The sequence below is a fragment of the Caballeronia sp. genome (assembly GCF_028292365.1).
GTDB lineage: Bacteria > Pseudomonadota > Gammaproteobacteria > Burkholderiales > Burkholderiaceae > Caballeronia.
The window spans coordinates 1-20,295 of sequence record NZ_JAQGMM010000575.1; the positions used below are offsets into that span (position 1 = coordinate 1).

At 60.0% G+C, this 20,295-nt stretch carries 20 protein-coding genes and 1 pseudogene; 13 read left to right on the forward strand and 8 right to left on the reverse strand.

Features of this window, described 5'->3' with window-relative positions; all coding sequences use genetic code 11:
- Positions 1–599 (reverse strand): annotated as a pseudogene (locus JWR14_RS33855) (alkaline phosphatase); the annotation flags it as partial.
- A 307-nt stretch (positions 600–906) separates the two neighbouring features.
- Between JWR14_RS33855 and JWR14_RS33860 the strand changes: the two are divergent.
- Entirely contained in the window at positions 907–1,443 is a 537-nt protein-coding gene (locus JWR14_RS33860) for a cupin domain-containing protein (RefSeq protein WP_299718180.1), read from the forward strand.
- A gap of 15 nt (positions 1,444–1,458) precedes the next feature.
- On the opposite strand, the gene JWR14_RS33865 is transcribed toward JWR14_RS33860, so the two are convergent.
- The 6 genes from JWR14_RS33865 to JWR14_RS33890 form a co-directional block, all read right to left on the reverse strand.
- Positions 1,459–2,493 (reverse strand): NAD(P)-dependent alcohol dehydrogenase, encoded by a 1,035-nt coding sequence (locus JWR14_RS33865; RefSeq protein ID WP_299718183.1) that lies wholly within the window; start codon positions 2,491–2,493, stop codon positions 1,459–1,461.
- Positions 2,494–2,529: 36 nt separating this feature from the next.
- The gene (locus JWR14_RS33870; RefSeq protein WP_299718186.1) at positions 2,530–3,282 is read right to left on the reverse strand and encodes an SDR family oxidoreductase; all 753 of its coding nucleotides are present in this window, start codon (positions 3,280–3,282) and stop codon (positions 2,530–2,532) included.
- 7 nt (positions 3,283–3,289) lie between these two features.
- A complete protein-coding gene (locus JWR14_RS33875) occupies positions 3,290–4,282 on the reverse strand; it encodes a sugar-binding transcriptional regulator (RefSeq protein ID WP_299718189.1) in 993 nt (330 codons plus the stop codon).
- 46 nt (positions 4,283–4,328) lie between these two features.
- Positions 4,329–5,180, reverse strand: a complete 852-nt coding sequence (locus JWR14_RS33880) for a carbohydrate ABC transporter permease (protein ID WP_366144624.1) — start codon at positions 5,178–5,180, stop codon at positions 4,329–4,331.
- A 26-nt stretch (positions 5,181–5,206) separates the two neighbouring features.
- Positions 5,207–6,145, reverse strand: a complete 939-nt coding sequence (locus tag JWR14_RS33885) for a sugar ABC transporter permease (protein WP_299718195.1) — start codon at positions 6,143–6,145, stop codon at positions 5,207–5,209.
- A 76-nt stretch (positions 6,146–6,221) separates the two neighbouring features.
- A complete protein-coding gene (locus JWR14_RS33890; protein ID WP_299718197.1) occupies positions 6,222–7,574 on the reverse strand; it encodes a sugar ABC transporter substrate-binding protein in 1,353 nt (450 codons plus the stop codon).
- Between the two features lie 317 nt (positions 7,575–7,891).
- Here JWR14_RS33890 and ugpC point away from each other — a divergent pair, with 317 nt between their 5' ends.
- The 9 genes from ugpC to speB all read left to right on the forward strand — a co-directional run bounded on the left by ugpC (position 7,892) and on the right by speB (position 15,958).
- A complete protein-coding gene (ugpC, locus tag JWR14_RS33895; protein ID WP_299718199.1) occupies positions 7,892–9,016 on the forward strand; it encodes a sn-glycerol-3-phosphate ABC transporter ATP-binding protein UgpC in 1,125 nt (374 codons plus the stop codon).
- Between the two features lie 350 nt (positions 9,017–9,366).
- On the forward strand, positions 9,367–10,224 hold the full coding sequence (locus tag JWR14_RS33900) for a transporter substrate-binding domain-containing protein (protein WP_299718201.1): 858 nt from the start codon (positions 9,367–9,369) through the stop codon (positions 10,222–10,224).
- A gap of 25 nt (positions 10,225–10,249) precedes the next feature.
- Positions 10,250–10,912 carry an amino acid ABC transporter permease gene (locus JWR14_RS33905; RefSeq protein WP_299718204.1) on the forward strand — a complete coding sequence of 221 codons (663 nt, stop codon included), beginning with the start codon at positions 10,250–10,252 and terminating at the stop codon, positions 10,910–10,912.
- Positions 10,913–10,919: 7 nt separating this feature from the next.
- On the forward strand, positions 10,920–11,573 hold the full coding sequence (locus JWR14_RS33910; RefSeq protein ID WP_299718207.1) for an amino acid ABC transporter permease: 654 nt from the start codon (positions 10,920–10,922) through the stop codon (positions 11,571–11,573).
- Entirely contained in the window at positions 11,570–12,373 is an 804-nt protein-coding gene (locus tag JWR14_RS33915; protein WP_299718209.1) for an amino acid ABC transporter ATP-binding protein, read from the forward strand. The genes JWR14_RS33910 and JWR14_RS33915 overlap by 4 nt, the downstream gene beginning before the upstream one ends.
- A complete protein-coding gene (locus JWR14_RS33920; RefSeq protein ID WP_299718211.1) occupies positions 12,373–13,620 on the forward strand; it encodes a M20 family metallo-hydrolase in 1,248 nt (415 codons plus the stop codon). The genes JWR14_RS33915 and JWR14_RS33920 overlap by 1 nt, the downstream gene beginning before the upstream one ends.
- 25 nt (positions 13,621–13,645) lie before the next feature.
- Positions 13,646–14,338: an urea carboxylase-associated family protein gene (locus tag JWR14_RS33925; RefSeq protein WP_299718213.1), complete on the forward strand. Its 693-nt coding sequence runs from the start codon at positions 13,646–13,648 to the stop codon at positions 14,336–14,338.
- Positions 14,339–14,487: 149 nt separating this feature from the next.
- Positions 14,488–15,009 carry an XRE family transcriptional regulator gene (locus tag JWR14_RS33930; RefSeq protein WP_299718228.1) on the forward strand — a complete coding sequence of 174 codons (522 nt, stop codon included), beginning with the start codon at positions 14,488–14,490 and terminating at the stop codon, positions 15,007–15,009.
- 10 nt (positions 15,010–15,019) lie between these two features.
- Positions 15,020–15,958: an agmatinase gene (gene speB, locus JWR14_RS33935; RefSeq protein ID WP_299718216.1), complete on the forward strand. Its 939-nt coding sequence runs from the start codon at positions 15,020–15,022 to the stop codon at positions 15,956–15,958.
- A gap of 5 nt (positions 15,959–15,963) precedes the next feature.
- On the opposite strand, the gene JWR14_RS33940 is transcribed toward speB, so the two are convergent.
- On the reverse strand, positions 15,964–17,271 hold the full coding sequence (locus JWR14_RS33940; RefSeq protein WP_299718219.1) for an MFS transporter: 1,308 nt from the start codon (positions 17,269–17,271) through the stop codon (positions 15,964–15,966).
- A gap of 202 nt (positions 17,272–17,473) precedes the next feature.
- On the opposite strand from JWR14_RS33940, the gene JWR14_RS33945 reads away from it, so the two are divergent.
- The 3 genes from JWR14_RS33945 to JWR14_RS33955 form a co-directional block, all read left to right on the forward strand.
- Positions 17,474–18,214 (forward strand): GntR family transcriptional regulator, encoded by a 741-nt coding sequence (locus tag JWR14_RS33945; RefSeq protein WP_299718221.1) that lies wholly within the window; start codon positions 17,474–17,476, stop codon positions 18,212–18,214.
- Positions 18,215–18,260: 46 nt separating this feature from the next.
- On the forward strand, positions 18,261–19,937 hold the full coding sequence (gene mdcA, locus JWR14_RS33950) for a malonate decarboxylase subunit alpha (RefSeq protein WP_299718224.1): 1,677 nt from the start codon (positions 18,261–18,263) through the stop codon (positions 19,935–19,937).
- 6 nt (positions 19,938–19,943) lie between these two features.
- On the forward strand, positions 19,944–20,295 hold a 352-nt coding region (locus tag JWR14_RS33955), incomplete at its 3' end, for a triphosphoribosyl-dephospho-CoA synthase (RefSeq protein ID WP_299718226.1).

Sequence of the window (20,295 nt, forward strand, 5' to 3'; positions counted from 1 at the left end):
GTGGCCTGATCCTGATCGAGCGTGAGTACGGCGATAGGCGACGGCAGTTGTCCATAAGCCGACACGAGACTCTGGTCGCGCGTCGCGTATTCGAACTGCACGACGGCAAATACCGCGCGGCCCTTGATACCCGCAACAGTGGTTTTATCGAGTGAGAGCAGTGACGTGCCGTCCGGGCAATCCGAGAAGAACTGGCGCTCTTTGCCGGACACGGATTTATCGATGATGGGCTGATTGTTGATGTCGTAATAACCGCCGGCGAGCGTCGTGCTGCCGCTGCCGTTCGGGACCATGTCACCCGTCACGAAGAACGGCTGGTAGGCGAGTTTGTACGCTTGTGTCGTGCCGTCGCTGTAAGTCACGCTGAGCGTTGAGCCGACCGTGGTGGTGGCCATGGCGGCCGCGTCCACGAGGGACGGCGCTGCCATTGAAGCGAACGAAGCGGACTTGAACGATGCCGACGTGGCGGGTGCCGTCGCGCTGTCGCCGCCGCAGCCGGCCAAGAGGGTGGAAACGGAGAACGCGCCTAGAGGCAGCATGGGTGCGCCTACGAGCAGTTTGAGGGCTTTACGGCGCGATACGTTGGGCAGCTCTTGCATGTCGTCTGGTCCGGTTTTCTATTGGGTGGGGGCCAGCGCACCCTGTTACTGAAACGCCTCAGCGTTTGAGTCATCGGTTTAGGGGGCACGCGGTGAAGGCGAAGTGTAAGTTTCATTAATGAAAGCTATGTGACAGTAAATAGTATTGATTCTGGAAGATTTGTCGGAGCGCCATTTGACCGGCGATGAGGAAGTAGTTTTTTCAACGCGACGACGGGAAGCTTTATCTGACACGCGTCGGAGCACGGGCACGTAAAAAGCTGGCGTAGATAGAACCTTCGTCATCTGGTTCGATCAAGGAGCTTTCATGAAGCACGATCTTCAATCTGCCCGTCACGCTTCAACCCTCGACTATGAAATCCTCAGGCTCACACCGCACGCTTGGGTCCCGAACAACCGGCACTTGCCGGTACTGGTTTACCGGCGTGCGCTTTCCCCTTCCCGCAAGGACCTCGGCCCGGAATTTGAAGCATTATTCGCACGCAATCAATGGCCGCCGCAGTGGCGCGACAGCATCTTCGACTATCACCACTTCCACTCCACGGCGCATGAAGTGCTGGGGGCAATATCGGGAAAAGCGGAGGTGATTATTGGTGGACCGAGCGGTCTCGTGGTCTCGCTGGACGCTGGCGACGTCGTGCTGCTTCCAGCAGGAACCGGCCACTGCCTGCAAGCAACGGAAGGACGGTTTCAGGTGGTCGGCGCGTACCCCGAAGGGCAGCAATGGGACATCCGGCGCGAGGCGCTATCGGAGGGAGAAATCGCTGCGATGGAAGCGTTGCCGTTTCCACGCAGCGATCCTGTTGGAGGACGCGAAGGTCCATTGCTTGAGCAATGGACCTGAATCAAAACGCCCTCGCTATTCCATGACGATCTGAACCTTCACGTCGGTGGGATTGCCGCTGGCCGCCTCCTCGAACGCCTTGATGCCGTCCGCGAACGCAAACGAGCGCGAGATGAACGGCTTCACGTCGAGTCTCCCCGATGCGATCAACTGGATCGCACGTGGGAACATATTGGCGTACCGGAACACGGACTCTATTCGCACTTCCTTGATCTGGACCGCGACAATATCGATAGGCACGGCTTGTTGCGGCATCCCGACGAGGACGAGGCAACCGCCGGGACACAGCAGGTCGACAATGCCCTCGAACGCTTTTTCGTTGCCGCTCGCTTCGAACACAACGTTCGCGCCCCAGCCGCCGGTGAGTTCCGACACCACGTCCTGGACGCGCTGGTCGCGGATGTTCACTGCCGTCACGCCCTGCACGCCGCCGATCAATGCCAGCTTCTCCGGCACGAGATCGCACACGATCGCGCGACTGCATCCCCCAGCGAGCGCGGCCAGCGCACACATCATGCCAATGGTACCCGCACCGAGAATAACGGCTACATCCCCCGGTTTTATCTTCGCTTTCGTTGCCGCCTGCATGCCGATAGCCAATGGCTCGACAATCGCGCCTTCCGCAAAACTCACGTTGTCCGGCAGCTTGAATGTGAACGCCGCCGGATGCACGACGAACGGCGTCAGGCAACCATGCACGGGCGGAGTAGCCCAGAAACGCACGCTCGGGTCGAGGTTATACATGCCCTCGCGAGACGCGCGTGACTCCATGTCGGGCACGCCGGGCTCCATGCAGACGCGGTCCCCCACTTTCAGGTGCTTCACTTCATCGCCGATCTGAATCACGGTTCCCGCTGCTTCGTGACCCAGGACCATCGGCTCATTGACAACGAACGGTCCGATCCGGCCGTGCTGGTAATAATGGATATCGCTGCCGCAAATGCCGACCGTGTTGATGCGAATCCGTACGTCCCGCGCACCGACCACTTGCGGCAAGGTGAACGGACGCAAGCTGATACGGCGTGCTTCTTCGAGAACCAGTGCTTCCATGATTGAAGCCCTCTGCTATGAGTAAGAGTAGTGAAATCAGCCGGCCTGAAAACCGCCGTCTACAGCAAGGCTTACGCCGTTGACCATGCTCGAGTCGCTACTGAGCAGGTAGGCGATCGTGCGCGCCACTTCATCGGGTTGCACGAATCGCTGCAAGGGAATGCGGGCGAGCATGGGCGCGGATTTCGCCGGCTCGCTCCAGACTTTCTCCGCCATCGGCGTCAGGGTGACGACCGGGTTGACCGTGTTGACGCGAATGCCATGCACGCCAAGTTCGATCGCCATCACGCGGGTCAGCGCGTCGAGTGCTGCCTTGGACGCGCAATACGCTGCATGCAGCGGCGTGCCGACCTGCGCGGCGATGCTCGACACATTGACGATCGCTCCGCCTGTCCCTCGCGCGATCACCCCACGTGCATATTCCTGCGCGACGATCATCGCAGCGCGCACGTTGACCGCCATAGTGAGATCGAACGAAGCGATGGATGTATCGAGAAAAGGCTCCAGCTCCACAATGCCCGCGCAGTTCACGAGCAGATCAACGGGCTGCCCATCACTCGCTTGCTGCGCCGCTGCGAGCGCGGCAGGGGCATCAGCAAGATCGACGGTGATCGTCTTGCAAGGGATCGTGTTGCTCAATGCGTCAAGGTCCGGCTGTGACCGGCTCAACGCAATCACGTGCGCGCCGCGCTCCGCCATCAGGAGCGCGGTTACGTGCCCTATGCCCTTGCCTGCCCCCGTGATGAGGACGGTCTTGCCGGCAAATTCGCGATTGCGGTCCACGCTCATCGTTTTCTCAGGGTTCGTCGCAAAGACGCTGCGCCGTGTCTTCGTCGGTGACGAGCACCGACGGGTAACGTCCGCGCAGCGCCGCTCGCGTAACGACAAATTTCTTCGCGCCGCCGCTCACCAGCACGACGCGTCCAATCTTGCGCAGGTCGTCCAGCGTGATCGCGACCGTACGGCGGTTCAACGGATGATCGATCGCTTCTCCGTCGGCATCCATGAAATGCCCGAGCATGTCGCCCACTGCACCGGCTTTTTGGAGCGTACGTACTTGCTCGGGATCGTTAATGCCGTAGGTCACGACCAGCGACTCCGTCAGATCGCCGCATGTCAGCAGCGCCATGTCGGCCTGGCGCGCACGTTCGTAGGTCTCACGTACCGCGTCTTCCTGCAGCAGCATGTCGCGGACTTTCTGACTGCTCACATAGATCGGCGCGGCGAATAAAAAGCCATCCGCCTGACATAGATTGGCGAAGTCCGACACGATGTCGAAGGTGTTAATGCTCGGGCAATGCGACAGGCCGCCCTGCAACGACACCGCCGATATCGGCCCATACGCGCGCTGCGGCAACGCTCGTAACACCGCGCGAATGGTGCGCCCCCAACCGAGTCCAATCGTCTGCCCCGCCTCTATCTGCCGCGACAAATAGTTCGCCGCGCCAATGCCGAGCGCGGCCATGTTGGCGTCGGTGTCCGCGCCTGTGGGCACAACCACCGCTGCCTCCAGGCCGAAGCGTTTCGTCAGCGCTTCTTCTAGCGCCACGCACGGCGCGATCCGGCTATTGATGGTGATCTGCACCATCCCGGATTCGCGGCTTGCGGCCAGCAACCGGTTGACGCGCACCCGGTTGCTGCCAATATGTTGCGCGATCTCCTGCTGCGTCAGGTTGCCGACGTAGTAATGCCAGGCCACTCGCGCCTGCAGTTCCTCTTCGGGATCGACGGACGTATCGATGGAAGGTTCTGCAAGCGAAGTGACAGCGGACGGTGCGGGTTTATTCATGAGCTTCATCGATTTCTGTAGGGACGGACCGAGCTTACTTCACCCGTCATTTCACCGCGCCCATGGTCAACCCCTGCACCAGCCGTCCCGATACGGCCAGCGCGAACACCACCATAGGCAGCACGATCAGCGTACCGGTCGCCATGATCTCGCCCCACGGTAATTCGTAGCCGCTCATGTAGCTGGTCGCGGCCACCGGCGACGTAATGGCGTCAGTGCGCGTGAGGACCAGTGCATACAGCAGGTCATTCCACGAAAAGATAAATGCGAAGATTGCCGAGACCACAATGCCCGGCATGGCGAGCGGCAGGTTGATGCGCCAGAAAATTCGCCACGGCGACGCGCCGTCCAGGCGCGCGGCTTCATCGAGTTCAACGGGAATGCTGCGGAACTGGTCGGTGCAGATCCATACAACGATAGGCAGGGAAAATGTCAGATACAGAAGGATCAGCACAATATGCGTATCGACAAGATCCAGCTTGGTCGCGATCAGGAAAAACGGCACCGCCAGCACGACGGGACTCACCATACGGTTCGAGATGAACCAGAACCAGAGGTCCTCCTTGCCGCGAAACTCGAAGCGTGCAAGTGCATAGGCAGCAGGCGTGCCCAGCAGCAGAGACAAGAAAGTAGCGCTGCTCGCCACGATCAGCGAGTTCAGAAGACTATGCGCCACGTCATGCTCGAACAGTGCGTCAATATAATGGCTTAGCGTTGGCGTGAACACCCAGACCGGCGGCACGGCGAGCGCGTCGGCCTGGCTCTTCAGGCTGGTCGTTACCATCCAGTAAAACGGAAACACGGAGGTGAGGAATACGATCAGCAGTCCGACAAAATGCCATCCTGTAGCGCGCCGCCGTGCATTTCTCGCACGGCGCGCACGGGCGGATGGGTCCACGGCAGCAGTGGTATCCGTTGATGTGCTCACACAGCCTCCCGATAAACGAAACGAATGTAGAGCCGCGACAGCACGATCGTGAGGATCAGCAGCAGGACCGCCTGGGCGGACGCCATGCCTTGATCGAAGAGGCGGAATGCAACACGCTGGATATAGATGCTGATAAATTCAGTCGCGGTACCCGGGCCGCCGCGGGTCATGGTGAACACTGCGTCGAACATCTTGAGCATGTCGGCCGAACGCAGGATCAGGATGGCGGTTAGCCCCGGCAAGAGATACGGAAGTTGCAGATGCCACAGGATCTTGCTCCACTTCGGCGTCTCCAGGCGCGCGGCTTCCTCTGCTTCCTTCGGCACCATCGAAAGACCTGCCAGCAGGATCAGCGCGCAGAACGGCGTCCATTGCCAGATGTCCATGATCATCACGGAGACGAATGCAAGCGTGGGGTCCGCCAGCCAGTCGAGCGGCGGGATGCCGAGCTGGCTCAGCAGATAGTTGACCACGCCAAACTGACGGTTGAAGATCAGCCGTCCGATCAGGCCGACCACGGCGTACGTTGTCGCCATCGGGATCACCAGGCCCACGCGAGCGGCTACACGAAGCCACGGCAAGCCCGAGCGATGCAGCATCAACGCGGCGAACATGCCGAACGCAATCTCGATCGGCAGGGTCAGGCACAGGAACACCACGGTACGACCGAGCGCGCCCCAGAACGAGGGATCGGTGAGCGTGGCAATGTAGTTATCGAGTCCGACGAACGGCGTGCCCGCAGCGAGATCGGCGAGCTTGTACTGATGAAACGAGTTGTAGACCGCGAGCAGCAGCGGATAGATGCCGATGATTGCCAGCGCCGCGACCGCCGGAAACAGAAACCAGAACGCGGGCGAACGCGGCATGAAACGAAAGCGGGCGCGCGGGCGCGGCCGCATCGCGCCGGTCGCCGGGGGAACCGTGGTCTTGAGCATGAATCTTCTCCGCGGAAGGTGTCCTGGGACTGGGAGCGCAGCGAGACGGCACCGGTGCCGCCTCGCCGTGCCTGCTTTACTTGAGCAAAGGCTTCTTGCCGTCGTAATAGCCCGCCTTGTTCAGGATCTCTTCCGTCTTGTCGCCGATCGTCTTCGCGCCGTCTTTCACCGTCACCTGTCCGAGCATGATCTTGCTGCCCCATTCACCGATCACTTCAGACACTGCGGGCCATTCCGGGAAACGCGGCCGGTAGTCAGGCACGCCGCCTTGCCACGATTCAACCATCGGCTTCACGAACGGAAATTTCGCCTGCACCGCGGGATCTTTATAGACCGCCATGCGTCCGCTGACACCGCCTGCATCCAGATACGGCTTCGCCATTTCGGCCGACGTAATCCACTGGATAAAGAGCCACGACGCGGCCTGCTTCTTCGCGTTCGACTTCGCGTTCACCGCCAGCGAGAAGCCGCCGAGCGCCGGCTTCAGGCCCGCAGGCCCCTTCGGTTCGGTCGTGATCGCCAGGCAGTTGCCGATCTTCGACTTACTCGGGTCCGTGAGCGTCGGGTAGAACGCCGACCACTCGGTGATCATGGCGACCTGCCCTTGCGCGAGCGCATTCACGGCTTCCGCATGGTCATAGTCGACAATGCCCGGTGGCATGTACTTCATCAGTTTCTGCCGGTATTCAAGCCCTGCCTGCGATTGCGGCGACATCAGGTTCGACTTGAATTTGGCATCGAGCAGCGAGCCGCCGTTCGGCCAGAGCATGCGCATGAAGCTATCGGCAGATTGCGTTTCTCCACGGCGCGATTGCAGCGCGAACGCGAACTGGTTCTTGTCGGCCTTGGTCAGTTTCGGCGCATAGACGTTGAGCAGTTCGTCCCAGGTCTTCGGCGGTTCGTTAAAACCCGCGTCCTTCAACATGCACTTGTTGTAGAACATCAGGCCCGAGTAGTTATCGAAGGGCAGGCCGTATGTGGTCTTGTCCCAGGTGCCGAACGAGTCGAGCAGGATCGGGAAAAAGTCCGGCAGGTTGAGCTTCGGGTCAGCAAGCTTGGGGTTGTCCGTGAAGGTCTTGATGGGTACGAGCCACTTGTTGCTCGCGAATTCACCGATCCACACGACATCCACCAGCACGACGTCCTGGTCCCCTCCGCCCACGAAGTTGAGCACTTCCTTCTCGCGCGTGTTCTCGTAAGGGACCACTTCCGTGCGCACCTTGATGCCGGTCTCTTTCTCGAATTGCGGGATCAGCGCCGAGGCCGCCTTGTAGCCGGGGCGGTCGAGGAAAACCGCCTTGATGGTGGTACCCGAATACGGTTCGGCCGCTTCTTTCAACGTCCAGGCGGACGCATTCGATACCGCGAGCAACGATGCCGTGACGCCCAGCACCGCGAAAGCGGTGGCCTGCGTGTAACGCTTCTTCATGCTTGTCTCCTGGGTGGTTCTTCTTAAAATGCCCAATAACGATCAAGGCCGGTTGAGCTGCTTGAAGCGGCTCCTCACGGCTGACGCCTATCACCTTTCATGACGATCCTGCATTCCGCTGCCTTCGTTTCCACCGATTTCTTCCGGGCCTCGTTTCACTTGTAATTTCAGTTTTACAATTGTATATTTGGACGCGGACAGGTTGTCAAGAACAAATTAGCTAAGGCGTTGCATGCTGCATTGCAAGGCAAAGCCGTGCGCCAACGCCCGTTCCATTGCTTGGCCGATCACGGCACGAGCATCTGAAGGAGACACGCATGAGTGCAGTGCAATTGCATCAAATCCGCAAGACGTTTGCCGGTACGGAAGTGTTGAAGAGCGTGGACATTGCCGTAACTGACCGTGAATTCATGGTGTTTGTCGGTCCTTCCGGCTGCGGTAAGTCCACGCTGCTTCGCACCATTGCCGGCCTGGAACGCAGCGATTCAGGACAAGTACTGATTGGCGGTGAAGACGTCACGGACCTGGAACCGTCGCAGCGTGGCGTGGCCATGGTGTTTCAGTCGTATGCGCTCTATCCGCACATGTCGGTCTACGAGAACATTGCGTTCGGACTACGGATGATCAAGCTGCCTGAAGCACAGATCAAGGAACGCGTGCAGCGCGCGGCACAGATACTGCAGATTGAACAACTGCTTGAACGCAAGCCACGCGCTTTGTCCGGTGGCCAGCGCCAGCGGGTGGCGATCGGACGCTCGATCGTGCGTGAACCAAAGGTGTTTCTCTTTGACGAACCGCTGTCCAATCTCGACGCAGCGTTGCGCGTACAAATGCGGCTCGAACTCATCAAGCTGCACAAGCAACTCAATGCAACGATGATTTATGTCACGCACGACCAGACCGAAGCCATGACCATGGCGGATCGCATTGTTGTGCTGAATCAGGGCAAGGTCGAACAGATAGGCTCGCCGCTGGCGCTTTACAGAACGCCGGTGAATCGTTTTGTGGCGGGGTTCATCGGCTCGCCGAAGATGAATTTTCTGCCCGTCACGGTGCAGCGCGCGGATGCTGCGGGCGTGACGATCGGCTTGCCGGGCGGCACGCCCATCACGCTGCCGTTCAATGCAGATGGCGTGAAGACCGGCGATACGCTGACCTTCGGCATCCGCCCGGAGCATCTGGCGGAAACCGCGGCAAGCGGTGCGCAAGGGATGTTGTCAGGGAAAGTCGTAGTCGTCGAGCACTTGGGCGGCGAGACGCTGCTGCATGTGGATCTGGACGGCGATGCAACGATCCAGGTGAAGGGGTCGGGCGAATCAACGGCGGTCGACGGACAATCCATCGACGCCGGCTTTGGCGTCCGCCATGCGCATTTGTTTCGTGAAAATGGCGAAGCGCTGAAGCACTTACATACAGTGGCAGCGAGCGCGACTGCAGCGTGAACACCTCTGGGGCCCGCGGGCCCCGTCACTTCCTCACGTTTCGATAAACCCGGGGCAGCCAGCCTCGGTGCGCGTTGATAAACGCGCTTCAAACGGTGATCGGCGAGATCTCGTCGTATCCCTCCCTCTTTCGTTTAAACACGTGGCCTTGTTGCCGTTGTCTTGTGCATGACGGCACTTTATCGGTGCCTGAATGCGTTCGAATCCCACTCCGGTGCACACCGGCCAGGCCAAAAAACACGCCCGCAGGTCTTTTTCATGTGGCACACTTCATGCATAGTGAATTTCATTCAAGTAACTTGAATTTAATTCACTAACCCCTCTTTGCGGCGTCGCCGCACGGGAGCATCATGCATAAGTCACTTCATAGGTTTGTCTTGTCGATGACCGGCGCGCTGGCGCTGTGCGCGTCGATTTCAGGTCACGCGCAAACCGGCGACCTGCTTGCCCGCGTCAAGGCAAACAAGGAAATCACGGTGGGAACCGAGGCGCGTTATGCGCCGTTCGAATCCGTTGAGAACGGCAAGATCGTGGGATACGACACTGACCTCCTGCAGTACGTGCTGAAGTCATTACCCGACGTCAAGCTAAAGCAACTCGACCTGCCGTTCCAGGGCTTGCTGCCGGGCCTTGATGCCAAGCGCTTTGACATGGTGATTACCGCCGTCACCGTCAACAAGGATCGGGCGAGCCATTTCGCGTTCACGCTACCCATTGCCGACGCAACCGCGGGCGTCCTGGTGCGTTCGAACGAAGCTTCCATCAAGTCTCCTAATGACCTGAACGGCAAGATCGTCGGATCGCAAACGGGCTCGGCGCAATTGCAGGCGCTCATGACGCTCGACAAGAACCTGAAGGCCACCGGCGGCCCGGGCATCAAGCAGATCAAGCAATACGTCGCCTTCGACGAAGCCTATGCGGACCTCGCGGTCGGCCGGCTGGACGCAGTCGCGCAATCGGTCGCAAATCTTGGACCGTTGCTGAAATCGCGTCCGGGCGTGTTCACCGTATTACCCCAAAGCATTGGACCGAAGAGCTATTTCGCGTGGGTCGCGCGCAAGGACGCGGACAGCGCAACGCTGCTCAAGCTCTTCAGCGACGGCATTGCCCGGGCGAATCATGACGGCACCATGAAAACGCTGCAGATGAAGTGGTTTGGTACAACCATGGACGTCCCCGCCGACGCGATGCCCGAACCGTCGATGTAATCAGGTACCAACGAGCATCGAACCCATGAACCCACCCGATCTCCTCGCGCGTTGTCTCGGCTATCTGCCGCAACTGCTGGACGGCGCGATCACGACGCTATGGCTCTCAGCGGTTGCGGTGGCGTGCGGTTTCTTCGCGGGCATCTTCATCTACATGATGTCCGCGAGCAACAGCCGTACGCTGGCCGCGGCCGCGCGCGTCTATGTGAGCCTCTTTCGCGGCACGCCTGTGCTCGCGCAATTGCTGGTGTTTTATTACGTGCCCTCGGGACTGGGGTGGGCCATCCCCGGCGTGGTCGCGGCGGCCGTGGGTTTATCGATGAATACAGCGGCGTATCAGTCGCAGATCCTCGGCACCGGTTTTCGCGCAATTCCGCGTGGACAGATCGAGGCGGCGCAGACCTTCAATCTCACGCGCCGCCAGACCTTGTGGCATGTGGAGATTCCGCAAGTCGTCGCGTTGACGCTGCCGGCGCTGGTGTCGGAAATGATCGATATCGTGAAGGCTTCAGCGGTGGTATCAGTGATTGCAGTGACGGACCTGATGCGCGTCGGGCAGCAATTGTCTTCGGTCAGTTATCGGCCGCTCGAGGTCTATACGCTCGCGGCCTGCTTCTATCTCGCGATTACCTCACTGCTGTCGCTTGCGGGCCGGGGTATCGAACGGCGCGTGGCGCGACGAGCCTGAGCCGACCATGAACAGTTTCCTCGCGCTCATACCGCGCTTCGCCGACGCCATCCTCGTGACGCTCGAGGTCAGCTTGCTCGCGGCCTTCATGGGCGCGCTGGGCGGCTTCGTACTCAATGCGCTGCGGCTGCGGTTCCCGCGTTGGCTTGCAGCGCCTTATCGCGCGTATGTGTGGCTCGTGCGTGGTACGCCGTATCTGTCGCAACTGGTGATCGTCTACTTCGGCTTGCCGGTGATCGGGATCACCATGACTGCGGTTCAGGCCACGATCGTGTCACTGGCATTTTATTCAGCCGCGTATTTCGCGGAGATTTTTCGTGCAGGCTGGGCCAGCATTCCGCGCGGACATGGGGAAGCGGCTCGCGCTTTTGGCATCAACCGATGGGCTGCTTTTCGCAGCATCGAAATGCCTCAGGCTATTGCGTTCGCTATTCCGCTGCTGGCCAACCAAACCATTCTCGTGATCAAGGAAAGCGCCGTGGCGTCGATCATCACCGTGCCCGAGCTGACGATGACAGCGAGCGACATAGTCTCGTCCACTTATACGTACATCGCTCCGTACGCGATGTTGATCGTGTGCTACTGGCTCCTCACGCAATGTATCGCGCTCGCTGCCCGATGGGCGCAGGCGCTGATCGCCCCTTCGCGGAAAACCTCATGAGTTCATTGCCCATTCTCGAACTACGTGCCGTGGGTAAATCGTATGGCGCTAATCACGTGCTCAAGGGCATCGATCTCGCCGTGACGCGCGGTGAAATCGTCTCGCTGATCGGACCTTCAGGTTCCGGCAAGACAACCGCGTTGCGTTGCATGAACTTTCTCGAAGCCTACGACGAAGGCGAGGTGTGGATCAAAGGACAGTTGCTCGGATATCGCTCAGCCGGGCGTTCGGAACGTGATCGCGATAGTGAAAAGAGCATCGCGGAAGTGCGTCGGCCTGTGTCCATGGTGTTTCAGCAATTCAATCTCTGGCCGCACATGACCGTGCTCGGTAACGTGGCCGCGCCGCTGGTGCTGTCCAAGAAAACGGGCAAGGCCGATGCTCATAAACAGGCGCTGGCCGCACTGACACGCGTTGGCCTCGCTGAGAAAGCCAATGCATACCCCGCGTCCTTGAGCGGCGGGCAGCAGCAACGCGTGGGCATCGCTCGCGCATTGGCGATCGAACCGGAAGTCATGCTGCTCGACGAACCCACTTCGGCGCTCGATCCCGAACTGGTGGAAGAAGTATTGAGCGTGATCCGATCGCTTGCGCAAGACGGCATGACGATGGTCATGGTCACGCACGAAATGAGTTTCGCCGCCAAGATCTCAGACCACGTGGTGTTCATGGAAGCCGGGCAGATAGTGGAGGCTGGGCCGCCTGAACAGATTTTTGGCAACACCCGCACGCCGCGTTTACAGCAGTTTCTGAAACCGTGGTTCGACCGCAGCCTGACCGCCGTCGGAGGGGTCGCGTGATGTCCAGCGACGCACTCAAGGCGGCCTCTTATATCGATGCATCGCGTCTGCTCGAATCCATAGAGACGCTCGCTTGTTTTGGCGCGCGTGACGATGGGGGCGTGGATCGGCCGGCGCTGTCACCTATTGATATCGACGCGCGGCGTTTTCTGGTCAATCGTGCGGTCGAACTCGGCTGCACGGTCCGTACCGACGCTTGCGCAAACCTGTTTTTCCGCCGTCCCAGTGTTGAAGACCTTCCGCCGGTGATGACGGGCAGCCATGTCGATACCCAGCCGACGGGTGGCAAGCTCGACGGCTGCTACGGCGTACTAGCGGCCTTCGAATGTGTTGCCGCACTCAACGACGCGGGTATCCGTACGCGCCGCCCACTGGAAGTAGTCGCATGGACCAACGAAGAAGGCACGCGCTTTCAGCCGGGCGCGATGGGGTCAAGCGCGTTCGTCGATCCGGCATTGATCGAGCGCTACGGCCAGGCGAAAGACTCCGATGGCATCTCGCTCGACAGCGCGCTCGCTGCGCATCGTGAAGCGTTCCCGTCGCTCGAGACACGCGTTGCGGAAACGGCCGCGCACGCGTTTATCGAATTGCACATAGAACAAGGACCTTTATTGGAACTCGCCAATGTTCCGCTGGGCGTGGTGAAGGGAATCCAGGGCGTGCGATGGTATGCGGTGCGTTGCAGGGGTGTCGCGGCACACGCCGGCACCACGCCCATGCACGCCCGCCACGACGCGATGACGCTTGCCGTATGTATTCGCGCCGAGATCGCGGCCTTCGCGTACCAACTAGGTGGCAACGATACCCGCATCACCTTCGGCCGCTGGAGCGTGCTGCCGAATTCGATCAACACAATTGCATCGGAAGTGACGTTTACCATCGACTTCCGTCACCCGAACCCGTCGGTGCTCCACTCGTTCGATACGCAGCTTGCGAATTGCCTCGCACGGCACGCGGTGACATCGGAAGCGCTGTTCATCCATCCGCCCGTGGACTTCGCGCCCGCCGTGATCCAACGCGTAGCCGATGCTTGCGACGCGCTCGACGCGCCTTCACTTAGCATCACATCAGGCGCCTTCCACGACGCCATGTACCTCGCGAAACATTGCCCGAGCGCGATGCTGTTTGTTCCGAGTCGCGGCGGCATCAGCCACAACCCGCTGGAAGCCACCGACGACGATCATCTCGTACTGGGCGCCCGTGCGTTAGCGCATTGCCTGGTTCATCTCTGCAACGAAGCACCTTGAAACCGATACGACTGAAGGAGTCACCATGAGCACGCCCCACGTTGAACATCATCACGACAACAGCCATGCACTTGGCGAAAACGCCACGCTACATGAACCCATTTCCGCCGATGGCACGCCCGAGATCGGCAAGACCTACACGGTGCCGGCGCGCAATGGCCGCGCGGTCAAGGTGCAGTCGGGCCAGACGATCCGCATCACGAACACGCACGGCACCCAGGTCTGCGATACGTGGATCTTCAACGCCAGTCACCTCGACGAATTCCTGTCGTTCGAACATGCCCGCGCATCGCTCGACAAAGTCATTCCGCAAGCCGGCGATCCGCTGATGACCAATCATCGGCGGCCGATTGCGGAGATGGTCACGGATACCTCGCCGGGCGTGCACGACACGTTGATGGCCGCGTGCGATCTGTACCGCTACAAGAACCTGGGCGTGCACGGCTATCACGACAACTGCGCCGACAACATGCGGCTCGCGCTGAAAGCGATCGGCCTGCGTGCACGCGAAGTGCCGCAACCGTTCAACCTGTGGATGAACATTCCAATCAGGCCGGACTATTCAATCGAATGGCTTGCGCCGGTATCGAAGGCAGGTGATTACGTGGAGATCAAGGCGTTGATGGATTGCGTCGTGGTCATGTCGGCGTGCCCGCAGGATATTATTCCGATCAACGCGTTGAATCCGCTGGAAGTCGAGTTCACGGTGCTCGCGTAGATCCCCTTACTTTTAGGAAGAGCCTCCCGGTGGCCACAAAAAAAACCGCAGCACGCAAACCAGCGAGCCCGCGCCGGGCCGCGAGCAAGCCGCCCGAGGTTCAGCCTGATCCGTCCGCCACGCTCGGCGTACGCCTGAAACACGCGCGCATGGTCAAGCAGTTGACGCTCAAAGCGCTTGCGGCGGAAGCGGGTTGTTCGGAGAGCATGTTGTCCAAACTCGAGGGCGGCCACGCGCAGCCCTCGCTTGCGACGCTGCACAAGATTGCACTGGCGTTGTCGACCAACGTGGGCGCGCTCGTCTCGGGACCGGACATCAATACGTCGCCCGTGCAGCGCGCAAACGAGCGTCCCACCGCGGAGTTTCCGTCGGCTGGCAAGCGTCTTTCGATCATGCTGGAACGGGTGATCGTGCCCTCGGCGGGACAGTTGCTGCAAAGCGATATCCACGTGATCGAACCGCTTGCGAGCAGCGACGAACAGATCAGCCACGCCGGCGAGGAACTGGGTTATGTGATCGAGGGCCAGTTCGAACTGACGCTTGGCGATGAATGTTATCTGCTGCAAGCCGGCGACACCTTCTATTTCCCCAGCACCGTTCCACACAGTTATCGCAACCCCGGCAAGACCGTTGCACGGGTGCTGTGGACCAATACACCGCCTACCTTCTGACGAGAACATCATGCCCGGCACCGATCGAAGCCAGATGGCGTTACCCCGCTTCAGCGGCATCCCTACATTCATGCGCGTGCCGTATTGCACGGATTTCAATGAACTCGATATTGTGCTGGCCGGCGTGCCGTTCGACGGCGGCGTGACTGCCCGTCCGGGAGCGCGGTTCGGTCCGCGCGAGATCCGCAACATGTCGAGCATGACGCGTGCGATCCATCATGTGACGCGTTTTAATCCGTTCGATGTTTGCCGCGTGGGTGATATAGGCGATGTCCCGTTCACCGACCTCTACCATCTCGAACGGTCGCATGAGGACATCCGGCGTTTCTTCGAACCCGTGTTCGCGGCCGGCAAAATTGCCTTGAGCGCGGGTGGCGACCATTCAATAACGTACCCGATCTTCCAGGCGATGGCGCCGAAGCAACCTATCGGCATGGTGCATATCGATGCGCACACTGACACGTGGGATAGTTTCAAGGGATCGAAATTTACGCACGGCGCGCCGTTTCGCCGCGCGGTGGAAGCGGGCTTGCTCGACCCGAAGCGCACCATCCAGATCGGAATTCGCGGCGCACAGAATTCCGACGAAGGCTGGCGGTATTCGCTTGAAAGCGGTATGCGTGTGATCTTTATCGAAGAATTTGAAGCACGGGGAGTAGGCGCGATCATTGATGAAGCGCGTAAGGTCGTGGGCGATGGCCCGACGTATCTTTCACTGGATGTCGACGGCCTCGATCCGGTCTATACGCCGGGTACAGGCACGCCTGAAATAGGTGGACTGACGACGCGCGAAACGCTGGCGCTGCTGCGCGGGCTTGATGGTTTGAACTGGGTCGGCGGCGACGTGGTGGAGGTGTCGCCGCCCTATGATCCGAGCGGCAATACCGCACTCGTCGCCGCCACGCTCATGTATGAAATCCTTTGTTTGTTGGCGCGTCGTTTCGAGTAAAGGGCTTAGTTAGGTAAATCCTGCCCCTTCGTTTCCGGCGCAAACGGAATCACCGCCAGCCCGATCACAAACGCGATCGCGGTCAGCGCAATGGGCACGCCTAGCGTTTTCATGTGCAGCACCATCGCGCCAATCCCGAAGTTCACGATTGCCCCGAAGAAGCGTCCTATCGATGTACAGAACGCAAACGCCGTGGCACGCACGCGTGTTTCGAACTGCTCCGGCAGCCACAAGCTGAACAACGCGAAGTTACCGCCGAAGAAGCCCAGCACCACCAGCAGTGCGATGAACGGCACAAGTCCATTCTCCAGATAAAACGCCCAACCAAACGCCAGTGCGATCGACACTGCCATACCCACGAAGTACACCGCGAGCGTAAGTTTGCGGCCGATACGTTCAGCCATTGGCGGCAATGCAAGACAGCCAATGATCGTGCCGATGGACAACAACCCCGTCGCAATCGACGCCATCCTGGAAGCGTCCGCCTTCGTCATGCCGGCCTTCGTCGCAAGTTGAATGACCGCCGACGGTTCATACACCGCGCCAGCCCACAGCCCAATAATCGCAACAGTCAGCAACACAGTCGCAACGATGGTGCGCCGCCGGTATTGCGCCGAGAAGATCGATCGCAGCGAACTCGCCTGCTTCACCACGGTCGCTTCGACCTTCTGCCACTTCTCGGTTTCCTTCACGCGCAGCAACACGACGATGGAGACGATCACAGGCACGATGCCGACCAGGAACATCGCGCGCCACCCAAAGGTCGCGCCGATCGTGTAGTTAAGTGCGGCGGCAATGAAGAAGCCCGCGTAATACCCCGTCTGGAGATACCCCGCGCCCATCTTGCGACGATCCTCCGGCCACGCTTCCGCCACATAAGTCCCGGCCAGCGCCCACTCCCCGCCAATCCCCACGCCCGCGAGAAAGCGATAGATACCCAACTCCCACACGGTATGGGAAGTCGCAGCGAGTCCGGTAAAGATCGCGAAGGTGAAGATGGTCGCAGCGAGCACTTTGGTGCGCCCGAAGCGGTCGGCAAGCGGACCCCAGATGAACGACAGCCCCCAACCCACCAGGAACAGCGCGAACAGTATCGATCCTGCCAGACCCACATTCGCGGGCGTGGCCGCATAGCCGGACTTCGGCAGCAGTTCAGTTAGTGCGGGCGCCAGCACCAGTGCATAGATGAACGAATCCATGCCATCGAGCGTCCAGCCTGCCCAGGCACCCCAGAAGCCTACGATCTGTGTCCGGTTAAGTGGCGTACGGGTGCGCCGGGTGGCGCCGGTCGAACGTTCGAGCATGCTTGGCATAACTGTCTTCCTGGTAGGTGTAAACGTGTATGAGCCTGATGTGCGCCCGGTATAAACGACGCACTCTGTTCGTCAATCCGGGCGTCTGCGCTAAAAGGACCGGTTTTGCTTCCCATCCCCCAAAAGTGCATTTTCATATATAATATTTGAAAACGAGCTGTTGACCACTCCGCACTTGTACCTAGCATCGGTAGAAAAAAGCATGAAAAACGACCTGAATCCCCTGTTTCGCGAGGCGCATTTCGAGCCGCGTCAAAGCACGTCGCGTTATATAGCGGACGCGTTGCGATCGGCTATCGTCGAAGGAACGCTGTTGCCGGGTGAGCCGCTGCGCCAGGACGCCATAGCCAGGCAGTTCTCCGTCAGCGCCATTCCGGTACGCGAGGCGTTCCGGCAACTGGACAGCGAAGGCTGGGTCACCATTGAACAGAATCGCGGTGCGTCGGTCAGCCTGCAATCGCCAGATGAGGCCCGCGAGATCTATGAGATCCGCGCTTCACTGGAAAGTCTGGCGATCGGCATTGCGATCGAGCGTCATACAGATGCAACGCTGGCCGAGGCCCGCGAATTGCTGGTGGCCGCGGCCAACGAACAGGACCAGGCGCTCTACGTAGTACGAAATGAACAGTTCCACATGAGCCTGTATGCACCCGCTGAGCGCCCTCACCTGATGGAATTGATTGGTACGATGCATCGGCGGGGCGAGCGCTATTTGCGACTCAAGTTCGGCATGCCCACGTTCAAGGGGCAGTCCGACGCCGAGCACGAAGCCATTCTCGACGCACTGCACGCCCGCGATACCGAAGCGGCGCAAACACTGGTCGCACGCCATCTGCTTGCCACGGGCGAATTGGTTTATCGTTTTCTCCACGACGCGCAAATGCAGGCTCAAGCCACGCAGCCCAAGAAGCGCCGCCGTCCTTCCACTTCGCGGTCAGACTAAACGCTGATTTCGTTTCGCTGATCCTGCCCAACACCGAGGCCACCGCATGAATCCCCCCGCACAAGACGGCACCACCCCAGCACCGCGCCAGTGGAACACGCGTGCGCTGGAAAAGGCACGGCGCCTGAAGGCAATCGAAGGCTGGCTCGACAATGGCGTGCTCAAGGCAGAGCGCATTGTCGACGCCCTCGAAACACTGATTCAATCCGGCGATCGTGTCGCGTTGGAAGGCAACAACCAGAAGCAAGCTGACTTCCTCTCGCGTGCGTTTGCGAAGCTCGATCCGGCCCGCGTGCATGACGTTCATCTGCTGATTTCCAGCATCAGCCGGCCCGAGCATCTGACACTGTTCGAGCGCGGCATCGCGCGCAAGGTGGACTTCTCGTTTGCGGGGCCGCAAAGTCTGCGTGTCGCGCAGTTGCTCGAAGACGGGCAACTCGAGATCGGCGCGATCTATACGTATATAGAACTGTATGCACGCATGTTTATCGACCTGACGCCGCAAGTCGCGCTGGTCTGTGCGGTGCAGGCCGATCGCCACGGCAATTTGTATACGGGTCCGAATACCGAGGACACGCCGACCATTGTTGAGGCGACCGCGTTCCGTCATGGCATCGTGGTGGCGCAGGTGAACGAGATCGTCGACGAACTGCCGCGCGTCGATATCCCCGGCTCATGGGTCGATGTCGTCGTGCAGGCCGACCGGCCGTTTGCCGTCGAACCGCTGTTCACGCGTGACCCGCGTCATATCGGCGAGTTGCAGATTCTCATGGCAATGATGACCATACGCGGCATCTACGAGCGTTATGGCGTGGCGGCGTTGAACCACGGCATTGGCTTCGACACCGCCGCGATTGAATTGCTGTTGCCCACTTATGGTGCGGCGCATGGACTGAAGGGCAAGATCTGCACGCACTGGGCGCTCAATCCGCACCCCACGCTGATCCCGGCCATCGAGAGCGGCTGGGTGGAAAGCGTGCATTGCTTCGGCAGCGAAGTGGGGATGGAGGATTACATCGAAGCACGCTCGGATGTGTTCTTCACGGGCCGCGACGGCAGCCTCCGCTCAAACCGTGTGTTGTGCCAGCTCGCCGGCCAATATGGCGTCGATCTGTTTATCGGCTCGACGTTGCAAATGGACGCCGACGCGAATTCGTCGACTGTCACGCTTGGCCGCCTTGCCGGATTTGGCGGTGCGCCCAACATGGGACACGATCCACGCGGGCGCCGCCATTCGAGCGAAGCGTGGCTGAAGTTAATGAAAAACGATGGGCCGAATAGCGCGATCGGGCGCGGGCACAAGCTGGTTGTTCAAACCGCCGAGACCTTCAAGAAGGGCGGCGAGCCGACTATTGTCGATGCCCTTGATGCCATCGCAGTCGGCAAGCAAAGCAACATGCCGATAGCCCCGGTCATGATCTATGGCGACGACGTGAGTCATGTCGTGACGGAAGAAGGGATCGCGTATCTGCACGCCGCCGAAGGCGTGGAAGAGCGCCGTGCGGCGTTGCGCGCGGTGGCGGGAGTTACACCCATCGGCATGCGCGCCGATCCTGCCAAGACAGCGGAATTGCGGCGACGGGGCATTGTTGCGTACCCGGAAGACCTCGGAATCCGGCGCGGAGAAGCGAAGCGCTCGTTGCTGGCCGCACGGAGTATCGACGATCTGGTTGCGTGGTCGGGCGGGCTGTATCAGCCGCCAGCACAATTCCGCAGCTGGTGAACCACGATGGCCTGCACTCAACCTGTATTGATCGATGTTGCCCGCGATCCGTCGACCCTCGCGGATCTTGCAGTGAACGCGTTGATCGATGAAGCGAGTCTCACGCCGAAACCCGCGCTGGTGGACCGGCGCGGAAGCGGTGCACATCGCGATCTCAACCTCGACACCATGCTGCGTTCGGCGCATTCGTTACGGCCAACGTTCCTTGCGCTGGCGCGTGCGGCAGTTGGTCAAAAGCCTTCACAACGGCTACGTGAACAGCTTGCACGTATTGGCCGCGAAGGTGAAGTGACAATGCTGCGTGCAACGAATGGCAGCAATGCACATCGCGGGGCGATCTGGATTGTTGGCTTGTTAT